General features: G+C 28.8%; 14 protein-coding genes, 4 tRNA genes and 1 pseudogene. 6 read left to right on the top strand and 13 right to left on the bottom strand.

Features of this window, described 5'->3' with window-relative positions; genetic code table 11:
• Positions 1-113: pseudogene (locus tag H2279_RS01935) on the bottom strand (TonB-system energizer ExbB); the annotation flags it as partial.
• Between the two features lie 164 nt (positions 114-277).
• On the opposite strand from H2279_RS01935, the gene H2279_RS01930 reads away from it, so the two are divergent.
• The 4 genes from H2279_RS01930 (at position 278) to H2279_RS01915 (ending at position 4,387) form a co-directional block, all read left to right on the top strand.
• The gene (locus tag H2279_RS01930) at positions 278-1,015 is read left to right on the top strand and encodes a DUF4261 domain-containing protein (RefSeq protein ID WP_137623109.1); all 738 of its coding nucleotides are present in this window, start codon (positions 278-280) and stop codon (positions 1,013-1,015) included.
• A 65-nt stretch (positions 1,016-1,080) separates the two neighbouring features.
• Complete coding sequence (locus H2279_RS01925) at positions 1,081-1,497, top strand: PepSY-like domain-containing protein (RefSeq protein WP_337195408.1); 417 nt, start codon at positions 1,081-1,083, stop codon at positions 1,495-1,497.
• 244 nt (positions 1,498-1,741) lie between these two features.
• Complete coding sequence (locus H2279_RS01920) at positions 1,742-3,016, top strand: aromatic amino acid transport family protein (protein WP_137623107.1); 1,275 nt, start codon at positions 1,742-1,744, stop codon at positions 3,014-3,016.
• A 6-nt stretch (positions 3,017-3,022) separates the two neighbouring features.
• Positions 3,023-4,387 carry an L-serine ammonia-lyase gene (locus H2279_RS01915; RefSeq protein WP_337195407.1) on the top strand — a complete coding sequence of 455 codons (1,365 nt, stop codon included), beginning with the start codon at positions 3,023-3,025 and terminating at the stop codon, positions 4,385-4,387.
• A 4-nt stretch (positions 4,388-4,391) separates the two neighbouring features.
• Here H2279_RS01915 and H2279_RS01910 read toward each other — a convergent pair whose 3' ends face one another.
• From H2279_RS01910 to H2279_RS01880, 7 genes are all read right to left on the bottom strand, one after another.
• Positions 4,392-4,904, bottom strand: a complete 513-nt coding sequence (locus H2279_RS01910) for a hypothetical protein (protein ID WP_137623105.1) — start codon at positions 4,902-4,904, stop codon at positions 4,392-4,394.
• Positions 4,882-5,865: a bifunctional diaminohydroxyphosphoribosylaminopyrimidine deaminase/5-amino-6-(5-phosphoribosylamino)uracil reductase RibD gene (gene ribD / locus H2279_RS01905; protein ID WP_337195412.1), complete on the bottom strand. Its 984-nt coding sequence runs from the start codon at positions 5,863-5,865 to the stop codon at positions 4,882-4,884. Before ribD ends, H2279_RS01910 begins: the two co-directional genes overlap by 23 nt.
• A gap of 77 nt (positions 5,866-5,942) precedes the next feature.
• Positions 5,943-6,030, bottom strand: a tRNA-Ser gene (locus H2279_RS01900).
• A 21-nt stretch (positions 6,031-6,051) separates the two neighbouring features.
• Positions 6,052-6,125: transfer RNA gene (locus H2279_RS01895), tRNA-Cys, on the bottom strand.
• A gap of 17 nt (positions 6,126-6,142) precedes the next feature.
• Positions 6,143-6,231 (bottom strand) — tRNA-Leu (locus H2279_RS01890).
• Positions 6,232-6,239: 8 nt separating this feature from the next.
• A tRNA-Gly gene (locus H2279_RS01885) sits at positions 6,240-6,314 on the bottom strand.
• A 52-nt stretch (positions 6,315-6,366) separates the two neighbouring features.
• Positions 6,367-7,119 (bottom strand): hypothetical protein, encoded by a 753-nt coding sequence (locus H2279_RS01880; RefSeq protein WP_337195406.1) that lies wholly within the window; start codon positions 7,117-7,119, stop codon positions 6,367-6,369.
• A gap of 74 nt (positions 7,120-7,193) precedes the next feature.
• Between H2279_RS01880 and mutY the strand changes: the two genes are divergently transcribed.
• Complete coding sequence (mutY, locus tag H2279_RS01875) at positions 7,194-8,213, top strand: A/G-specific adenine glycosylase (protein WP_337195405.1); 1,020 nt, start codon at positions 7,194-7,196, stop codon at positions 8,211-8,213.
• Here the strand turns inward: mutY and H2279_RS01870 are convergent.
• Complete coding sequence (locus H2279_RS01870) at positions 8,199-9,452, bottom strand: MFS transporter (RefSeq protein ID WP_337195404.1); 1,254 nt, start codon at positions 9,450-9,452, stop codon at positions 8,199-8,201. The two genes, mutY and H2279_RS01870, sit on opposite strands and share 15 nt — an antisense overlap.
• A 158-nt stretch (positions 9,453-9,610) precedes the next feature.
• Between H2279_RS01870 and H2279_RS01865 the strand changes: the two genes are divergently transcribed.
• Positions 9,611-10,465, top strand: coding sequence for an SPASM domain-containing protein (locus H2279_RS01865; RefSeq protein WP_337195403.1), 855 nt, complete (start codon positions 9,611-9,613; stop codon positions 10,463-10,465).
• On the opposite strand, the gene H2279_RS01860 is transcribed toward H2279_RS01865, so the two are convergent.
• From H2279_RS01860 to H2279_RS01845, 4 genes are read right to left on the bottom strand one after another with little or no spacing between them, the layout of a single operon-like run.
• Entirely contained in the window at positions 10,446-11,255 is an 810-nt protein-coding gene (locus tag H2279_RS01860) for an ABC transporter substrate-binding protein (RefSeq protein ID WP_337195402.1), read from the bottom strand. The two genes, H2279_RS01865 and H2279_RS01860, sit on opposite strands and share 20 nt — an antisense overlap.
• Positions 11,252-12,028, bottom strand: a complete 777-nt coding sequence (locus H2279_RS01855) for an ABC transporter ATP-binding protein (protein WP_337195401.1) — start codon at positions 12,026-12,028, stop codon at positions 11,252-11,254. The genes H2279_RS01860 and H2279_RS01855 overlap by 4 nt, the downstream gene beginning before the upstream one ends.
• Complete coding sequence (locus tag H2279_RS01850) at positions 12,028-13,002, bottom strand: FecCD family ABC transporter permease (protein ID WP_337195400.1); 975 nt, start codon at positions 13,000-13,002, stop codon at positions 12,028-12,030. The genes H2279_RS01855 and H2279_RS01850 overlap by 1 nt, the downstream gene beginning before the upstream one ends.
• The gene (locus H2279_RS01845) at positions 12,992-15,112 is read right to left on the bottom strand and encodes a TonB-dependent receptor (RefSeq protein WP_337195399.1); all 2,121 of its coding nucleotides are present in this window, start codon (positions 15,110-15,112) and stop codon (positions 12,992-12,994) included. Before H2279_RS01845 ends, H2279_RS01850 begins: the two co-directional genes overlap by 11 nt.
• Positions 15,113-15,270: the final 158 nt, after the last annotated feature.

Genomic DNA, 15,270 nt, shown 5'->3' with positions numbered 1-15,270 from the left:
TCGATTTTTCTAAAAAATAATAATCTTTCAATAACACACCAAAGTGCTATAAAAGCCATTATTCCTAAAATTAAAAAAATGATTAAATCAATATAATTTCTTAAAAATTCCATATATAAATCCCATTAAATATTTGTTAAAACCGCACGATTATACTACAAGAAAAATAAAACTATAATTAATAGTAATTATCATAATTTTTAAAAATTTGCACCCTAAAAAATGAATGTTTTAAGATATAATAAATTTTAAATAATAAATTTCTAAGGAAAAAAGTATGCAGCAAAACCATAATTTTACTTCTTTTGTGCTTTTAAGCGATGATGAATTTGACTTTTTAAAATTGCAAAATTTGCTTAAAAATGAATTTGATATCTTGATTCCAGATGAGGATTTTAATCAAGATGGAGTTATTTTTTATCATAAAAATATGCTTGTGACCCTAAGTTTGATTAAAAATCCTATACCCAATGAAGAAGCTGAGTATTATGCGAATTTTAATTTTATGTGGAAAGATGCTTTAAAAGAGACAAAAAAGCACAAAGCCCATCTTTTGGTTGCTGTGCTAAGTCAAAGTGAAAGCAAGCTCGAACAAGCTAAACTTTTTACTCAAGTTTCATCCGCATGTTTGCAAGATAAAAATGCTTTAGGATTTTATACTGGCGGGGTTGTTTTAGAACCTAAATTTTATATAGAAAATGCCAACATGTTAAAAGAAAATCGTTTGCCAGTTTATAATTGGGTTTATGTAAGTGTATATCCTTATAAAAATGGAGTTAATGCTTATACTTATGGACTAAGAAATTTTAATCGTTTGGAATTTGAGGTTTATGAAAGTAAAATGGATGAAAAGGAATTGTTTTTTTCTTTGTATGATATTATTTTACATATTTTAACTTACGATATCGAATTAAAAGATTTAGATACTTTGAAATTTGAAGATGGCAAAAACATCAGTTTTTCAAAAAGTAAAGGAGTGAGTGTTGAAGGAGATAGTCTGAAAATAAATTTTTAGACTTCACATTAACTTCACAAAAATTAGATTTAATTCTTGCAACCAAAACAAAAAAAGGAGAAAAAATGAAAATAAAATTAGGTTTAGCGGCTTTATTAGGAGCTACAGTGCTTTTAGCTAAAGATATTATTGTTCCTGCTAATACTCTTCCAAAAAATGCGCAAGAATTTATTGCTACAAATTTTAAAAATGCTCAAATTGCTTTAGTTAAAAAAGATATTGATTCTTTTGATGTAACTTTAAATAATGGGACAGAGATAGATTTTATGATCAATGGGGAATGGAAAGAAGTGGATGGAAAATATCAGGCATTGCCTAACAGTATTTTGCCAAACATTATGTCTAAGATAAGCACTTCATTAAACGCACAAATTTTAGAGGTGAGTAAAGAAGTGAATGGATATAAATTTGAATTAAATAATTATATGAAAATATATACAGATGCTCAAGGCAATATCTTAGGGCAAAAAATGGATCATTAATTATAAAGTGTTAAAAAATAATTAAAATATTTGATTTTTTTCAAATATTTTAATTAAAACCAAAAGAATATTTTTATATACTTTAATATAATACTTTGATCATCTTAAAATTCTACTGATTTATTAATTTTTAATTAATAAAATATTTCGTAAAAATTAATTATATAATAAAAATATCTGTAATATTTACAAAAATCTGATATAATGATTCACTTATTTTATCGTTAAAAAAAAGGAAAAACAGATGAATACTTCTAACAATACATGGACCAGCCACGATATAAGGTGGGTGTTATCTCTTTTTGGAACAGCAATTGGCGCAGGTGTCCTTTTGCTACCTATAAGTGCAGGACTTGGTGGATTGATTCCCTTGCTAGTTATACTTGTTTTAGCTTTTCCTATGACTTATTTAGCTCATAGAAATCTATGTCGTTTTGTTCTTTCAAGTTCTAATCCAAAAGATGATATTACTTTTGTTGCAGAAAGTTATTTTGGTAAAGGCGGTGGATTTTTAATCACTGTATTGTATTTTTTTGCTATTTTGCCTATTTTGCTTGTTTATAGTGCAAATCTTACAACGACTTTGATTGAATTTTTAATCAATCAGTTTCATTATGATGCAGCAACACTTCATGGGGCTCGTATATGGATAAGCTTTTTAGTTGTAGGTGCTTTAGTTCTTGTTTCAATTTTTGGTGAAGGTGTGGTTACTAGAGCTATGAGTTTTCTTGTTTTCCCTTTCATTATATTTTTATTTATCCTTTCGTTGCTTTTAATTCCTCAATGGAATACAGCTTTATTTACAAATATAGATTTTTCAGTATTTCAAACAAGTAATTTTTGGGTGACTTTATGGCTTGTAATTCCTGTTATGGTATTTAGTTTTAACCATTCTCCTATTATTTCATCTTTAGCGTGTTTTTGCAAAAAAGAATATGGCGATGATGCAGAGTTTCGTGCTAGAAGAATTATTTCTTCAGCGGTAGTTTTAATGGTTTTTGTGGTTATGTTTTTTATTTTTTCTTGTGCTTTGACTTTTACTCCTGCAGAATTTGCTTCTGCAAAAGCTCAAAATGTTAATATTTTAACTTTTATCGCAAATAAATTCCCTCAAGTAGCTGTTTTAACCTATGTTGGGCCTATTGTTGCTCTTGTTGCGATCAGTAAAAGTTTCTTAGGACATTATCTTGGTTCTCAAGAAGGTTTAAATGGTATTTTATACAAGGCAAGTAATGGAAAAATTCAAGGTAAATTAGCTCAAACTTTAACAGCGATTATCACTTTTGCTATTGCTTGGTATGTGGCTTATGAAAATCCAAGTGTTATAGGTATTATCGAGACTATAGGTGGTCCTGTTTTAGCGATATTGCTTTTCTTAATGCCAATTTATTGCATTTATCGTTTTGATATTTTGGCAAAATTCCGTAGTAAAGCTTTAGATATTTTTATTGCTATTATGGGAATAGTAGCAATTTCAGCTGTTGTACATAATCTTATTTTAGAATATTTTGTAAAGTAGGATATGATGAGTAATTTAAGTATTTTTAAAATAGGGGTAGGTCCTTCATCTTCACATACCTTAGGACCTATGCTTGCTGGAAATTTATTTTGTAAAAAGATTGCGAAAAGACTTGATGAAATAACTAAAATTCAAGTTACTCTTTATGGTTCTTTGTCTTTAACTGGCAAAGGACACTTAAGTGATAAGGCTGTAATTTGGGGCTTAAATGGCTTAGAAGCTAAAAATTTAAGCGCCTCTATACAAGAAGAAGCCAATAAAAACGCTTTAGAAAAAGGTAAAATCAATCTATGTGGAGAAAAAGAATTAAATTTCAATTATGAAAGAGATTTGATTTTTTCTAAAGATTTTTTACCTTTGCATGAAAATGGAATGCAAATTAAAGCTTTTAATGAAAAAGATGAACTTGTTGATGAAGAAACTTATTATTCTGTAGGAGGTGGTTTTGTTTTAACTGCTGCAGAATTAGAAAAAAGAAATAAAAATTCAGGTCAAAACTTATCAAGTAAAAATGAAATAGAGCTTAATAGTGCTAAAGAAGTTCTTGAATTTTGCGAGAAAAATAATTGGAATTTAGCAGAGCTTTCTTATCAATATGAATTGCAATTTCATACAAAAGAAGAGATTAGGTCTTATTGCCTTGAAATTTGGGAAGTGATGCAAGAAGTTTATTATAATGGAATTCATCCTACCGAAGAGTATTTGCCTGGAAAGCTTAATTTAAAACGCAGAGCTAAAGGCTTACATGAGCGTATTTCTATGACAGCTGATCCTATGGGAATAATTGATTTCATTTCATTATATGCACTTGCAGTTGCAGAAGAAAATGCAAGTGGTGCTAGAGTAGTTACAGCTCCTACGAATGGGGCTTGTGCAGTTGTTCCTGCTGTTATGCTTTATCTTAAAAATCACACTGTAGGTTTTAATGATGATCAAGCTGTAAATTTCTTATTAGCAGCTATGTTAATTGGTTCATTGTATAAGAAAAATGCAAGTATTAGCGGAGCTGAAGCTGGATGTCAAGCTGAAATTGGTAGTGCAAGTTCTATGGCTGCTGCCGCAATGGCTACGGTTTTGGGTGCTAATGCCTTCAAAGCTTGCAATGCTGCTGAAGTAGCAATGGAACATCATTTAGGTTTAACTTGCGATCCTGTTGCGGGACTTGTCCAAATTCCTTGTATTGAAAGAAATGCTTTTGGAGCGATTAAAGCTATTAGTGCGGCAAGAATGGCTATGACTCGACAATCAACCCCTAAAGTTGGTCTTGATGAAGTGATAGAGACGATGTATGAAACTGGTAAAGATATGAATTATAAATACAAAGAAACTTCTTTGGGTGGTCTTGCTACAAATTTAAAAACTGTATGTTAAAGCATTATGCTTTAACATTTTTTCTTTTTTTTAAAAATTCTCTTATTTCTTCTTTTGAAAATTTTTTTAATAAATTGATATGTTTAAAAAGTAGATTAGTGCTAATAGAACTTGCGATTAATACTATAATACATAAGATTAGAAAAAACAAATCGGTTAAGTTAAATTGCATCAAAAATAAACTAGCAAAAAACAAACTTCCAAAAAATAAAAAAGATAAAAGCACACTTTGTTTTGTTTGAATTTCTCCGAGATTGTCTGAATTTTGGGTTAAATTTTTAAAAAATATGATTTTTCTACCAATATTTAAAATAAGAATTTCATCATTTTCCTTAAAAACTTGCTCTTTTATTCCTTGATAGATAAAAGTTTCCCCATTTGGATTAAGTTCATCTTTGTAAGATTTTAAAATATAATCTTTTAAAATAATATTTTTAATATCACTTTTCTTTTCAATTTTGAAGAAATTAAAATCATAATTTACGCGAAAAATTTTATTCAGATTCATAAATGCCATAGGTATCATTTCCTAAAAAATTTTTATAAAGAGGTTTTAAATTTAAAGGTATTGTAACATTTTTTTGATCATTTAAAATGGAACTTTGAAAAATTAAAAATAAATCCATTTCATTTTTAAAACTTTTTAAAAAATTTTCTCCTCCTTCATACATTAAAAATCTAGCTTTTTCTGGAATTTGAGTATAAATTTGGCGATTTGGAATTTGAAATAAAGGGATATTATGATCAAAATTTTCTAGTTTTTCATGGCTTAAAATGCAAAGATCGGGCGCCTTTCCTTGACAAAGTCTTGCATCTAAAGTCGGTTTATCTTTTCTTATGGTTTGACCACCTACTACCAAAAGATCTATGATTGATCGAATTTTATGAGCATAAGTTCTGCTTAATTCATTGCTAACGATTTTTCCTAAAGCTGATCCATTCATAGAAAGGGCTAATTTGAAAAGTTTAAATTGCCCTTTTTGCCATTTTAAAAAAGGTTTTAAAAGATCTTTTCCCTCTTTTTCGAGTATGCCAAATTCTACCTCTATACTTTGTTTTCTTAAAAAATCTCCCCCGCCTTTTGCGATATCATTTTCATCTTTAACACTGATAAAAATTTTTTTAAAACCAAGTTCGCTAAAAAGCTTTGCGCAAGGAGGGGTTTTTCCTTGATGAGAGCAAGGTTCTAAGGTAACAAAAGCGATAGCTTCTTTAAATATATTTTGATGATTTTTACAAATAAAATCATGCAAGGTATTAGCTTCTTTAGGCATTGAAATTTCAGGCTTTAATCTTTTAAAAGCATGAGCAATTGCATTGAGTTCTGCGTGTGCTAAACCTGCTTTTTCATGTGCTTTTATGGCTAATATTTTTTCATTTTTATCTAAAATCACACAGCCTACTGCAGGATTAGGATAGGTTAAAAATTGATATTTCCAAGCCTCGTTTAAGGCTAATTGCATGTAAAATTCTTTCATTGTTTCCATTAAAATTCTTTTTAGAGGATTATATAATATTATTATGTTTTTGTATAGGGTGGTATTTAAGAAGTTAGTGGCCGGGAGAAAGGGATTCGAACCCCTGGAGGTGTTACCCTCAACGGTTTTCAAGACCGCCGCTTTCGACCACTCAGCCATCTCCCGATTATGATTTTGTGCCTTTTTTGGAGGCGACATCCGGATTCGAACCGGAGATCAAGGCTTTGCAGGCCCATGCCTTACCGCTTGGCTATGTCGCCCTGATAAAATTAGAAAGTGGTGCCCGAGGCCGGACTTGAACCGGCACGGAAGAAAAATTCCGAGGGATTTTAAGTCCCTTGTGTCTACCAATTCCACCACCCGGGCGGGTGATATGGAGCGGGAAACGAGATTCGAACTCGCGACCCCAACCTTGGCAAGGTTGTGCTCTACCCCTGAGCTATTCCCGCAAAGTTTAAAGATGAAATTCTAGCAAAATAAACTTAAAATGAGTTTATTTTGCTATTTACATATAAATAATGCTGTAGCGCTTAAGCTTTGTTCTGTATTTTTAACAACAGGCAAAGATAATTGCATATCATTGGATTTTGCAGCAAAAAATCTTGGTGATATATTTGCATTTAAATTTGTATCTAGGGTTTTTAATGTGCAAGTTTTATTTAAATCTTTAGAGTAAATTGTTTCATAAGAATAGGCCTTTTGTAAAAGTTGGCTATAAAGTTCTTCTTTATTTTCTTGTAAAAGTTTTTTTGAAAATTTAGGTTCTAAAGAAGGTATAGAAACTCCCACAAAAGAACTTTTTTTAACTATAGTATTTAAATCATTTAAAAAATGGTTGAAATTTTCAAGATCATTTTCTTTGATAACGCATTCTAAATTTGCATTTAATTTTTGTCCTTTTATGGTTTGTATGCCATCTTTGTAAGAAAAATTAGGTTCTAAAGAAAAACTTCCCCCGCTGCAAAAATTATCTTTTTGGGTACGTTGTATGATTTGATTAAAAGTATCTGAAATTTGTTTTTTTTCATCGTCGCTTAGGGTGACTTTGCTATCAAGATTTTCATTAGCCCAAAAGTTAATATTTGTATAGAATTCATCAGGTTTTAAATGAGTGCTAATTTCTATATTTCTTGAAAAATTTAAAGCTTGATTTGAATGTTTTTTATCTAAAAATTCAACATTAAAAACCACTCCAGCTACAAAAAGTAAAAGACATAAAAATCCTACACCTAAACCTTTAAAAAAAGCCAACATATTTTCCCCTTTTTAAGAATCGATTTTGTTTATTTTATCAAAAAAAATCTAAAATTTTTGATATACTTTGATTTATGCAAAAACAAACCATTGACAAACTTCAAAAAAAATTACTTCTTTGGTATGAAGATAAGGGGCGAAAAGATCTACCTTGGCGGAATTTACAAAGTACTCATTGCGATGATAGCTTGAAACAAATTGATAGAGCTTATGGGGTTTATATCAGTGAAATTATGCTTCAGCAAACTCAGGTAAAATCTGTTTTAGAAAGATTTTATTTTCCATTTTTACAAAAATTTCCTACTTTGCAAAGTTTAGCTAGTGCTAATGAAGATGAGCTTTTAAAGGCTTGGCAAGGACTTGGTTATTACACTCGTGCTAGAAATTTAAAAAAAGCAGCTTTAGAATGTATGGAGAAATTTGGTGGTATTTTGCCCAAAGAGCTTGAGAAATTAAAAAGCTTAAGCGGTATAGGCGCTTATACAGCAGGTGCAATTGCTTGTTTTGCTTATGATCAAAAGGTGGCTTTTGTTGATGGCAATATACGCCGTGTGCTTTCTCGCCTTTTTGCTTTAAAAAATGCGAACATGAAAGAACTTGAATCAAAAGCATATAAAATCCTAAATTTAAATGATGCTTTTAATCATAATCAAGCTTTGCTTGATATAGGTGCCTTGGTTTGTTTGCCAAAAAATCCAAAATGTGGAGTTTGCCCTTTGTATGATTTTTGCAAGGCCAAATTTAACCCACATTCTTATCCTGAAAATAAGAAAATTCTTTATGAAAAATTAAATTTAGCACTTATTTTTTATATTTATAAAGATCAAATTGCTGTTAAAAAAAGTCAAGAAAAGCTTTATAAGGGCATGTATAATTTTCCTTTATTTAAGCAAAATGAATTTAAAAAGCAAAAAAATATGATGTTTTTAGGAGAGTTTAAACATAGTTATACTAAATATAAAATCAATATTAAAGTGTATCATCAAATTTTAAAAATTAAAACTAAAGATTATGAATTTAAAGAAATTAAAGAACTAAAATCTATCCCATTATCAATACTTTCTTTAAAAGCTCTAAATTTACTTAAGTTCTGATTTTTTAGGTAAGCATAAAGTGGCTATAAGCATAATGATTATAAAAATAGTTATATAGATAAAAAAGCCATTTTCCATACCTGCATTTTTAAATTGTAAAGCTATCCAAGGTGCAGATCCTCCAAAAACAGCATTTGAAATAGCATAACCTAGACCTGTTCCTAAAGCTCTTATATGCTCAGGAAAAAGTTTAGCTTTAAAAATTCCAGCGACTGAAGTATAAAAACTTAAAATAATAAATAATAATACTACCAAGATAAATACCAAATAAGAACTATTTTGTGCATTTTTAGTGATCAATGCAAAAATAGGATAAATTCCTACAAGGGCTAAAATACAAAATATAATTAAAGAATTCTTATGCCCTATTTTATCTCCTAGATAACCAAAAATAGGTTGGATAATCATAAGTATAAATAAAGCACCTAAAAAAAGATTATTAACAAGTATTTTATCCATACCCGCATTTTCTATAAAGGTTTTCGTATAAGTAGTGATAGTATAAAAAGTTAAAGAACCTCCAGAAGTTATTGCAAGCACTATTAAAAAAGGTTTCCAAGATTTACATAATGCTTTTAAAGTTCCACGATCTTCATTTTGATGAAGTTTGGTGGCGCTTTCATTTATCATCCTTCTTGAAAAAAATGAACCAAGTGCTAAAATTCCACCTATGATAAAAAGTATTCTCCAAGCATATTCCTTCATATCATCAATACTAAAAAATAAAAACATTATACTAATACTCATAACCGCTAGAAGTTGTCCGCCTATTAGAGTTACATATTGAAAAGAAGAGTAAAAACCGCGTTTTCCTTCTACGGCGAGTTCTGAAAGATAAGTTGCTGCTATACCATATTCTCCGCCTACGCTAAGACCTTGTATAAGTCTTGCCATTAAAAGCAAGATAATAGCAAGATTACCAACTATATTTTTGCTTGGTAGGGCTGCTATCATAAAAGAACCTAAAGCCATTAAAACTACAGATATTATCATAGATTTTTTACGACCCATCTTGTCAGCTAAAGAGCCAAAGATCCAAGAGCCTATAGGGCGCATAAAAAATCCTGCGGCAAAAACTCCAAAAGCATTAATTTGTTGGATTGTAGGATTATCTGATGTTGAAAAAGTGTGAGCAAAATATGTTGCTGTAAAAGCATAGATATAAAAATCAAACCATTCTACTAGATTTCCACTGCTTGCTGCCATGATAGAGCGAATTTTATGAGTAGATTTTTGCATACAAGTCCTTAATATTGCAAGTTTTTATTTTAAGTGTAGCATGATTTTTTTTAATACTTTAAAATACCTAAGTAAAGGAATAAAAAAATAAGAATTTTTATAAATAATGTTACTATTTTACTTGAAAATTGGTAAAATAACTGTTTTTGGATAAAAGAATGAAATTTAAAAAAATTTATATAGAATTAAGCGATATTTGTGGTTTAAAATGTGATTTTTGCCCTTCACAAAAAGCAATGCGAAAAATTATGTCTAAAGAAAATTTTATCACTTTAGCAAAGCAAATTCATAATCAATCTAAGCTTTTTACTCTACATCTTTTAGGCGATCCTTTACTTTTGCCGGATTTAAAGAGTTATTTAGACATTGCTAAAGATTATGATATGAAACTTGAGATTACTACAAGCGGTTTTTATTTTGATGTTAAAAATCGTGATTTATTATTAAATTATGAAAATATCCGTCAGATTAATATTTCTTTGATGGCTTTTTTAAGCCAAAGTAAGTTTTCTTTAAAGCAATATTTTGATCCTATTTTAACATTTTGCAAAGAACATATAAGGTGCCAAAAAACAAGCTTTATTAATCTTAGGCTTTGGAATTTAGATACTGATTTTAAAGCACCTAAAGAAAATTTTATCATTTATGAATTTTTATCTAAAGAATTTCAAAAAGATATTGATTTTGCTTTGGCAAAAAATTATTTAGCAAGGCACATTATCCTTCATCAAAATAAGCTTTTTAAGTGGCCAAATTTGGATGATACGCCTTTATATTTTCATGGAAAATGTTACGCCTTAAAAGATCAAATTGGAATTTTGAGTGATGGAACTTTAGTTCCTTGTTGTTTGGATGCTAAAGGGGATATAAATTTGGGCAATGTTTTTAAAGATGGTTTTGAAAATCTTTTAAATTCTAAGCGTTTAACATCGATGAAAAAAGCTTTTGAGGAAAATAAACGCATCGAAAAGCTTTGTCAAAGTTGTGAATTTTTTAAGACAAGACTGTTTTAATTTCCGCTTTAAATTCTTTAATTCTATCTATAATTTTAGGACTTAAACGTAATAATAAATATGTATTTTTATAAGTATAGATTCGATTTTTTTTAACTGCTTTGGTATTTTTTAATAAAGAGCTGTTATTTAGTAGATTTTTATCAGTTGCATTGATTCCAAATATAAGTAAATCAGGATTTTGCTTTAGTATATATTCTTCTGATATTATTGGACGTGTTATGTTGCTTTTCGGACTTAAATTTTTTATTCCGATAAGTTTTAAAATATCAGCAATTAAAGAATTATCACTAAAAGCCATTAAAGGATTGCTAGAATAAAGATAAATTGCACTTTTATTTAAAGGATTTTTCTCTAAATTTTTTAGTTCATCTTCGAATTTTTTTAAAATTTTCTCCCCTTCTTTTTCTTTTTGTGTTATTTTTGCAAGAATTTTTATGTTATCTTTTATATCATTAAGATGCTGCGTTTTAAAAATCATAGTTTTAATGCCAAAATTATCAAGTTTTTGTTTTAAGTTAAGAGAATAAGAACTTAAAATTACCAAAGTTGGATCAAGAGAAATAATTTTTTCAACTGATGGATTTGTAAATGTTCCAACACTTGTAATTTTAGAAGTTTTTTCTTTTGGATAAATATCTGAATGCGTTAAAGAGACAATGCCTATGATTTGATCATCCGCTTTTAACATAAAAAGCGTTTCAATACTTGCTGGATCAAGAGAAATAATACGTTCTTTTGCTTGGAGTGTTATTATAAATACGAAACATAAGATTAGTACTTTTTTCATTTTACTTCCTTTAAAGCTAAAATATAAGGTTTTGAATTTTCATAAATAATTTTGCAGTTTAAATTATAAATTTCTTTTAAAATTTCTTTTTTTAAAAGTTCCTTAGTGTTGCCAAAATATCTCACCTTGCCTTTTTTTAAAAAAAGTAATTTGTTGCAAAAAAGTGATGCAAGGTTTAGATCATGAAGTACCGCTATAATAGTAATTTTTTGTTCTTGAATTAAATTTTCACAAAAACTTAGAATTTCAATAGCATGGTTTAAATCAAGTGCTGATGTAGGTTCGTCCAAAAATAGAATTTTTGGTTGCTTGAGTAAAGCTCTAGCTAATAATATTTTTTGAAATTCTCCTCCGCTTAAAGATAATATATCTCTGTGTAATAATTCGTCTATTTTTATCATTTGAGCTAATTCTTGAATTTCTAATATATCTTTTTTTGAGTATGTATTAAAAGAATTTTTTAAATGAATAAATTTACTCATTAAAAGCACATCTAAAACTTTTAATGGCGTTTTAAGTTCTGAATTTTGAGGAACAAAGCCACAAATTTTAGCAAATTCTTTAAGTTGAAAATCTTTAATATTTTTATTGAAAAGTATTATTTCACCACTTTTGGGAGTTAAATTTTTGAGCATAATTTTTAAAAGAGTACTTTTACCCGATCCATTAGGACCTAAAATTCCTATAAATGTTTGACTTTCAATATTTATATTAATATTTTCTAGCAGTATTTTTTTATTATAGGAAAAATTTAAATTTTTTATTTCAAGCATTATAATAACCTTTTAGCTTTCAAAGTTAGATATAAAAATATTGGTGATCCAATAAAAGCGGTTAAAATTCCTATAGGAATTTGTATAGGTGCTATAACTGTCCTAGCTAGAGTATCACAAATAAGCAAAAAAATACCTCCAAAAACTGTACAAAAAGGTATTATTAAAATATTATTATAATTTTTAAATAGAATTCTTACTCCATGAGGAATAATAAGACCTACAAAGCCAATTAATCCTGTAAAAGATATAGCAAAAGATACAGATAGGGAAGAAATTATAAGTAAATTAATTTTAAGTTTTTTTGCATCCACTCCTAAATTTCTAGCTTCATCATCACCACTTAAAATAATATTAAGTTCATTTCTGTGTATATAAAAATATAACAAAGATAAAAATAGCGGAGGTATTAAAATAACAACTTCATACCAAGAAGCTGACCCAATGTTTCCCATTAACCAAGCAACTATTTTAAAAGAATCTTCCCCTATAAGGTAGGTAAAAAATGAAGTAAAGGCTCCTAAAAAAGATGAAGTCGCTATTCCTATGATAAGCAAAGTAGCCATAGAAGATTTTGAGGAAATTTTAAAGATTGCCAAGGTAAAAAAAGCAGAGCAAAAAAATCCCAAAATTCCATAAAAATAATCTGGCAATTTTAATAGATAAGCTAGGACTGCACCAAAAGTTGCTGCTGAAGCTATACCTATAATATAGGGATCAGCTATAGGATTTGAAAAGACATTTTGAGTTATAGCTCCACTACTTGCTAAAAGCATTCCAATTAAAATAGCCATTATAATTCTTGGTAAACGTCCATCAATTATAATTTGACGCAAAATTTCATTTTCTGAAATAAGATGAGAAAAAAGTTGAGTAGGACTTAAATTTTCATCTCCTAAGCAAAGAGAGATAAAGATAACTCCTAAATAAATAATAAAAATAATTATAGCCCAAATAAAATTTTTAAAAAACATATTTTAACTCTAAATAATAATTTCTACCACTTCCTGATAAATATTCGTCATTGAGGCTGTCTTGATAGGTGTAGTATTGCTTGTTAAAAAGATTTCTGATTCCGCTAGAAATTTGTAATTTTTTATAATAATAGCTTAAACCAATATCTGTTAAAGCATAATCTTTTATCCAAATGTTTTTGCTCATTTTTCCGGTTTTTTCATCTATCGTTCCACCATCTTTAGCACGAGAATAATAAGTTAGATCCAAAAAGGTACTAAAATTTGAATTGATAGCGTATTCTACACCGAGACTAGCTTTGATTTTTGAGACATAAGGAATTCTTTTTCCTTTGTTAATCCCTTTTGAAATTTTAGCATCTATATAGGCTATGCTTTGTCTAAATATAAGCGCATCATCTAAAAAGCTTTGATCGAAATTTAATTCCGCGCCAATACGATGAGTTTGGTCGATATTGTAATATTTCCAAAAAGCACCTGCCTCAGAATGTGGATTTCCAAGATATGAAATTTCATCCTTGCTTAAGGTGTAAAATAAAGTTAAATTAAATCCATAAAAATCCCACCAAAGATCATTGATTCCTAGTTCAAAGGTATTAAAAATTTCAGAATTTAAATCTGAAGAATAATATTTTTGTGTTTTTTGATCTTTATTGACAAATTGTGCCGGTGAAGGAGATATAAAGCCTCTTTCATATTTAAGGTATAAACTTCCTGTGTTTGAGTATTTAAAATTTGGAGTGATTTCAAAGGCAAAATTATTGCCTTGATTTTCAGTATTAAAGGTTTCAGTATTATTTTTTTGTATTTGAGTAATAAGCATTTTGCTTGTATAGTTTCTATTTGTTTTATAAAAACTGCGTTCATATCTTAACCCACTAGAAATGCTGAAAATATCATTAAATTCATGAGAATCAAGTGCAAATAAAGAATGGCTTTGCTTTTTCATGTCCATAAGAGTTGTCATGGTGTGATTGATTGAAAATTTAGGCATATTTACATCATAATGGATAATGCTTGTTCTTTTAGCATCATGATTAGCAAATTCATAACCAAAGATAAGATAAGAATTGTCTTTATAGTTGTATCTGCTTTTAAGATTTATCCCTGTAAAGGTATCTTCAAAACTACTTCCATTTTGATATACAGGCAAGGTTATACCCATAACAGTCATCATGGAAACATCTTTGAGATAATTGATTTTTTGATTTTGCCAGAAAGTTTCTAGATCAAATTCCCAAGTATCATCAAGATAGTACTGATAATCTAGAGTGATTTCAGGTCTATTGATAGAGGTGATATTTTCTCCATTGCCTTTTTGTTTAGGATTGTCTTCAATTTGTGCTTTTGTTAAATATCCACTTCCTGTATTTTTGCTTTTAAAATAATTATAACCAAAAATCAAATTGCTTTGCTCATTAGGGTTGATATAGGTTTTAGTGTTTATAAAATAGCCTTTTTCATTATAACCATCTTGATAACCATCTTGATTAAAGCCTTCCATATTAAAACTAAAGGCTAGATTTTCGTTGATTTTTTTGGCCGCATTGATTTCTAAATTGCCACCTAATTTGTGTCGATTGTATCCATTTCCTTTTATAGCTATAGAAAATAAATCTTCTTTTTGTTTTTTTGTGATGATATTGATCGCACCTCCGCGAGTACCATTTCCATAAAGTACAGAGCCTCCACCTGGGATAATTTCTATACGTTCAACATTATCAAGATTGATACTATTTAGCGGAGTTACTCCATGAGAATTATCAAGCATGTTAATTGATTTTCCATCGATCATGACTTTAACAGCGACATTGGATTTATCGCCTTGACCTCGCATGTCAATATTTCTTCCTAGTCCAAAATTAACAAAATTAATTTCAGCCATTCTTTCTAAAGCTTGTTCTATGGAGCTAAAACCTTTTTTTTGCAAATCGGAGCTGTTGATAACGATGACATTTCTTAAACTATTATCAAAATCTTGCTTACTTGCAGAAACAACGATTTCATCCAATTTAACCTTATCTTCTTCGTTGTTTTCTTGTGCATTAATATCAATGAGTAAAAAATTGATCAGGATAAAGAATTTTATCAACGTTATTTTTTTATGCAAGATTAACTCCTTAAGAGATTAAATAATGATAATGTATATCATAATATAAAGTGATAAATTTATCGTTTATTGTCTTAAAAATAAATAAAATTTTTGATTTTAAAAATATTAGGTTAGTCCTTAAGATTTATTTAATTTGATAATTGATATCATTTTAA

The sequence above is a fragment of the Campylobacter sp. B0100352/1 genome (assembly GCF_020135855.1).
GTDB classification, from domain to species: domain Bacteria; phylum Campylobacterota; class Campylobacteria; order Campylobacterales; family Campylobacteraceae; genus Campylobacter_D; species Campylobacter_D taeniopygiae.
The sequence above is the reverse complement of the archived record's forward strand: the minus strand, read 5'-3'. Positions and strand labels throughout refer to the sequence as shown.

Coding starts and splice junctions, on each gene's coding strand:
- H2279_RS01855 (WP_337195401.1), bottom strand. CDS start 12,028: ATGCTTGAAATAAAAAATTTAAATTTTTCCTATAATAAAAAAATACTG.
- H2279_RS01880 (WP_337195406.1), bottom strand. CDS start 7,119: ATGTTGGCTTTTTTTAAAGGTTTAGGTGTAGGATTTTTATGTCTTTTA.
- H2279_RS01870 (WP_337195404.1), bottom strand. CDS start 9,452: ATGCAAAAATCTACTCATAAAATTCGCTCTATCATGGCAGCAAGCAGT.
- H2279_RS01925 (WP_337195408.1), top strand. CDS start 1,081: ATGAAAATAAAATTAGGTTTAGCGGCTTTATTAGGAGCTACAGTGCTT.
- H2279_RS01930 (WP_137623109.1), top strand. CDS start 278: ATGCAGCAAAACCATAATTTTACTTCTTTTGTGCTTTTAAGCGATGAT.
- H2279_RS01920 (WP_137623107.1), top strand. CDS start 1,742: ATGAATACTTCTAACAATACATGGACCAGCCACGATATAAGGTGGGTG.
- H2279_RS01850 (WP_337195400.1), bottom strand. CDS start 13,002: ATGTTTTTTAAAAATTTTATTTGGGCTATAATTATTTTTATTATTTAT.
- mutY (WP_337195405.1), top strand. CDS start 7,194: ATGCAAAAACAAACCATTGACAAACTTCAAAAAAAATTACTTCTTTGG.
- H2279_RS01915 (WP_337195407.1), top strand. CDS start 3,023: ATGAGTAATTTAAGTATTTTTAAAATAGGGGTAGGTCCTTCATCTTCA.
- ribD (WP_337195412.1), bottom strand. CDS start 5,865: ATGAAAGAATTTTACATGCAATTAGCCTTAAACGAGGCTTGGAAATAT.
- H2279_RS01865 (WP_337195403.1), top strand. CDS start 9,611: ATGAAATTTAAAAAAATTTATATAGAATTAAGCGATATTTGTGGTTTA.
- H2279_RS01910 (WP_137623105.1), bottom strand. CDS start 4,904: ATGGCATTTATGAATCTGAATAAAATTTTTCGCGTAAATTATGATTTT.
- H2279_RS01860 (WP_337195402.1), bottom strand. CDS start 11,255: ATGAAAAAAGTACTAATCTTATGTTTCGTATTTATAATAACACTCCAA.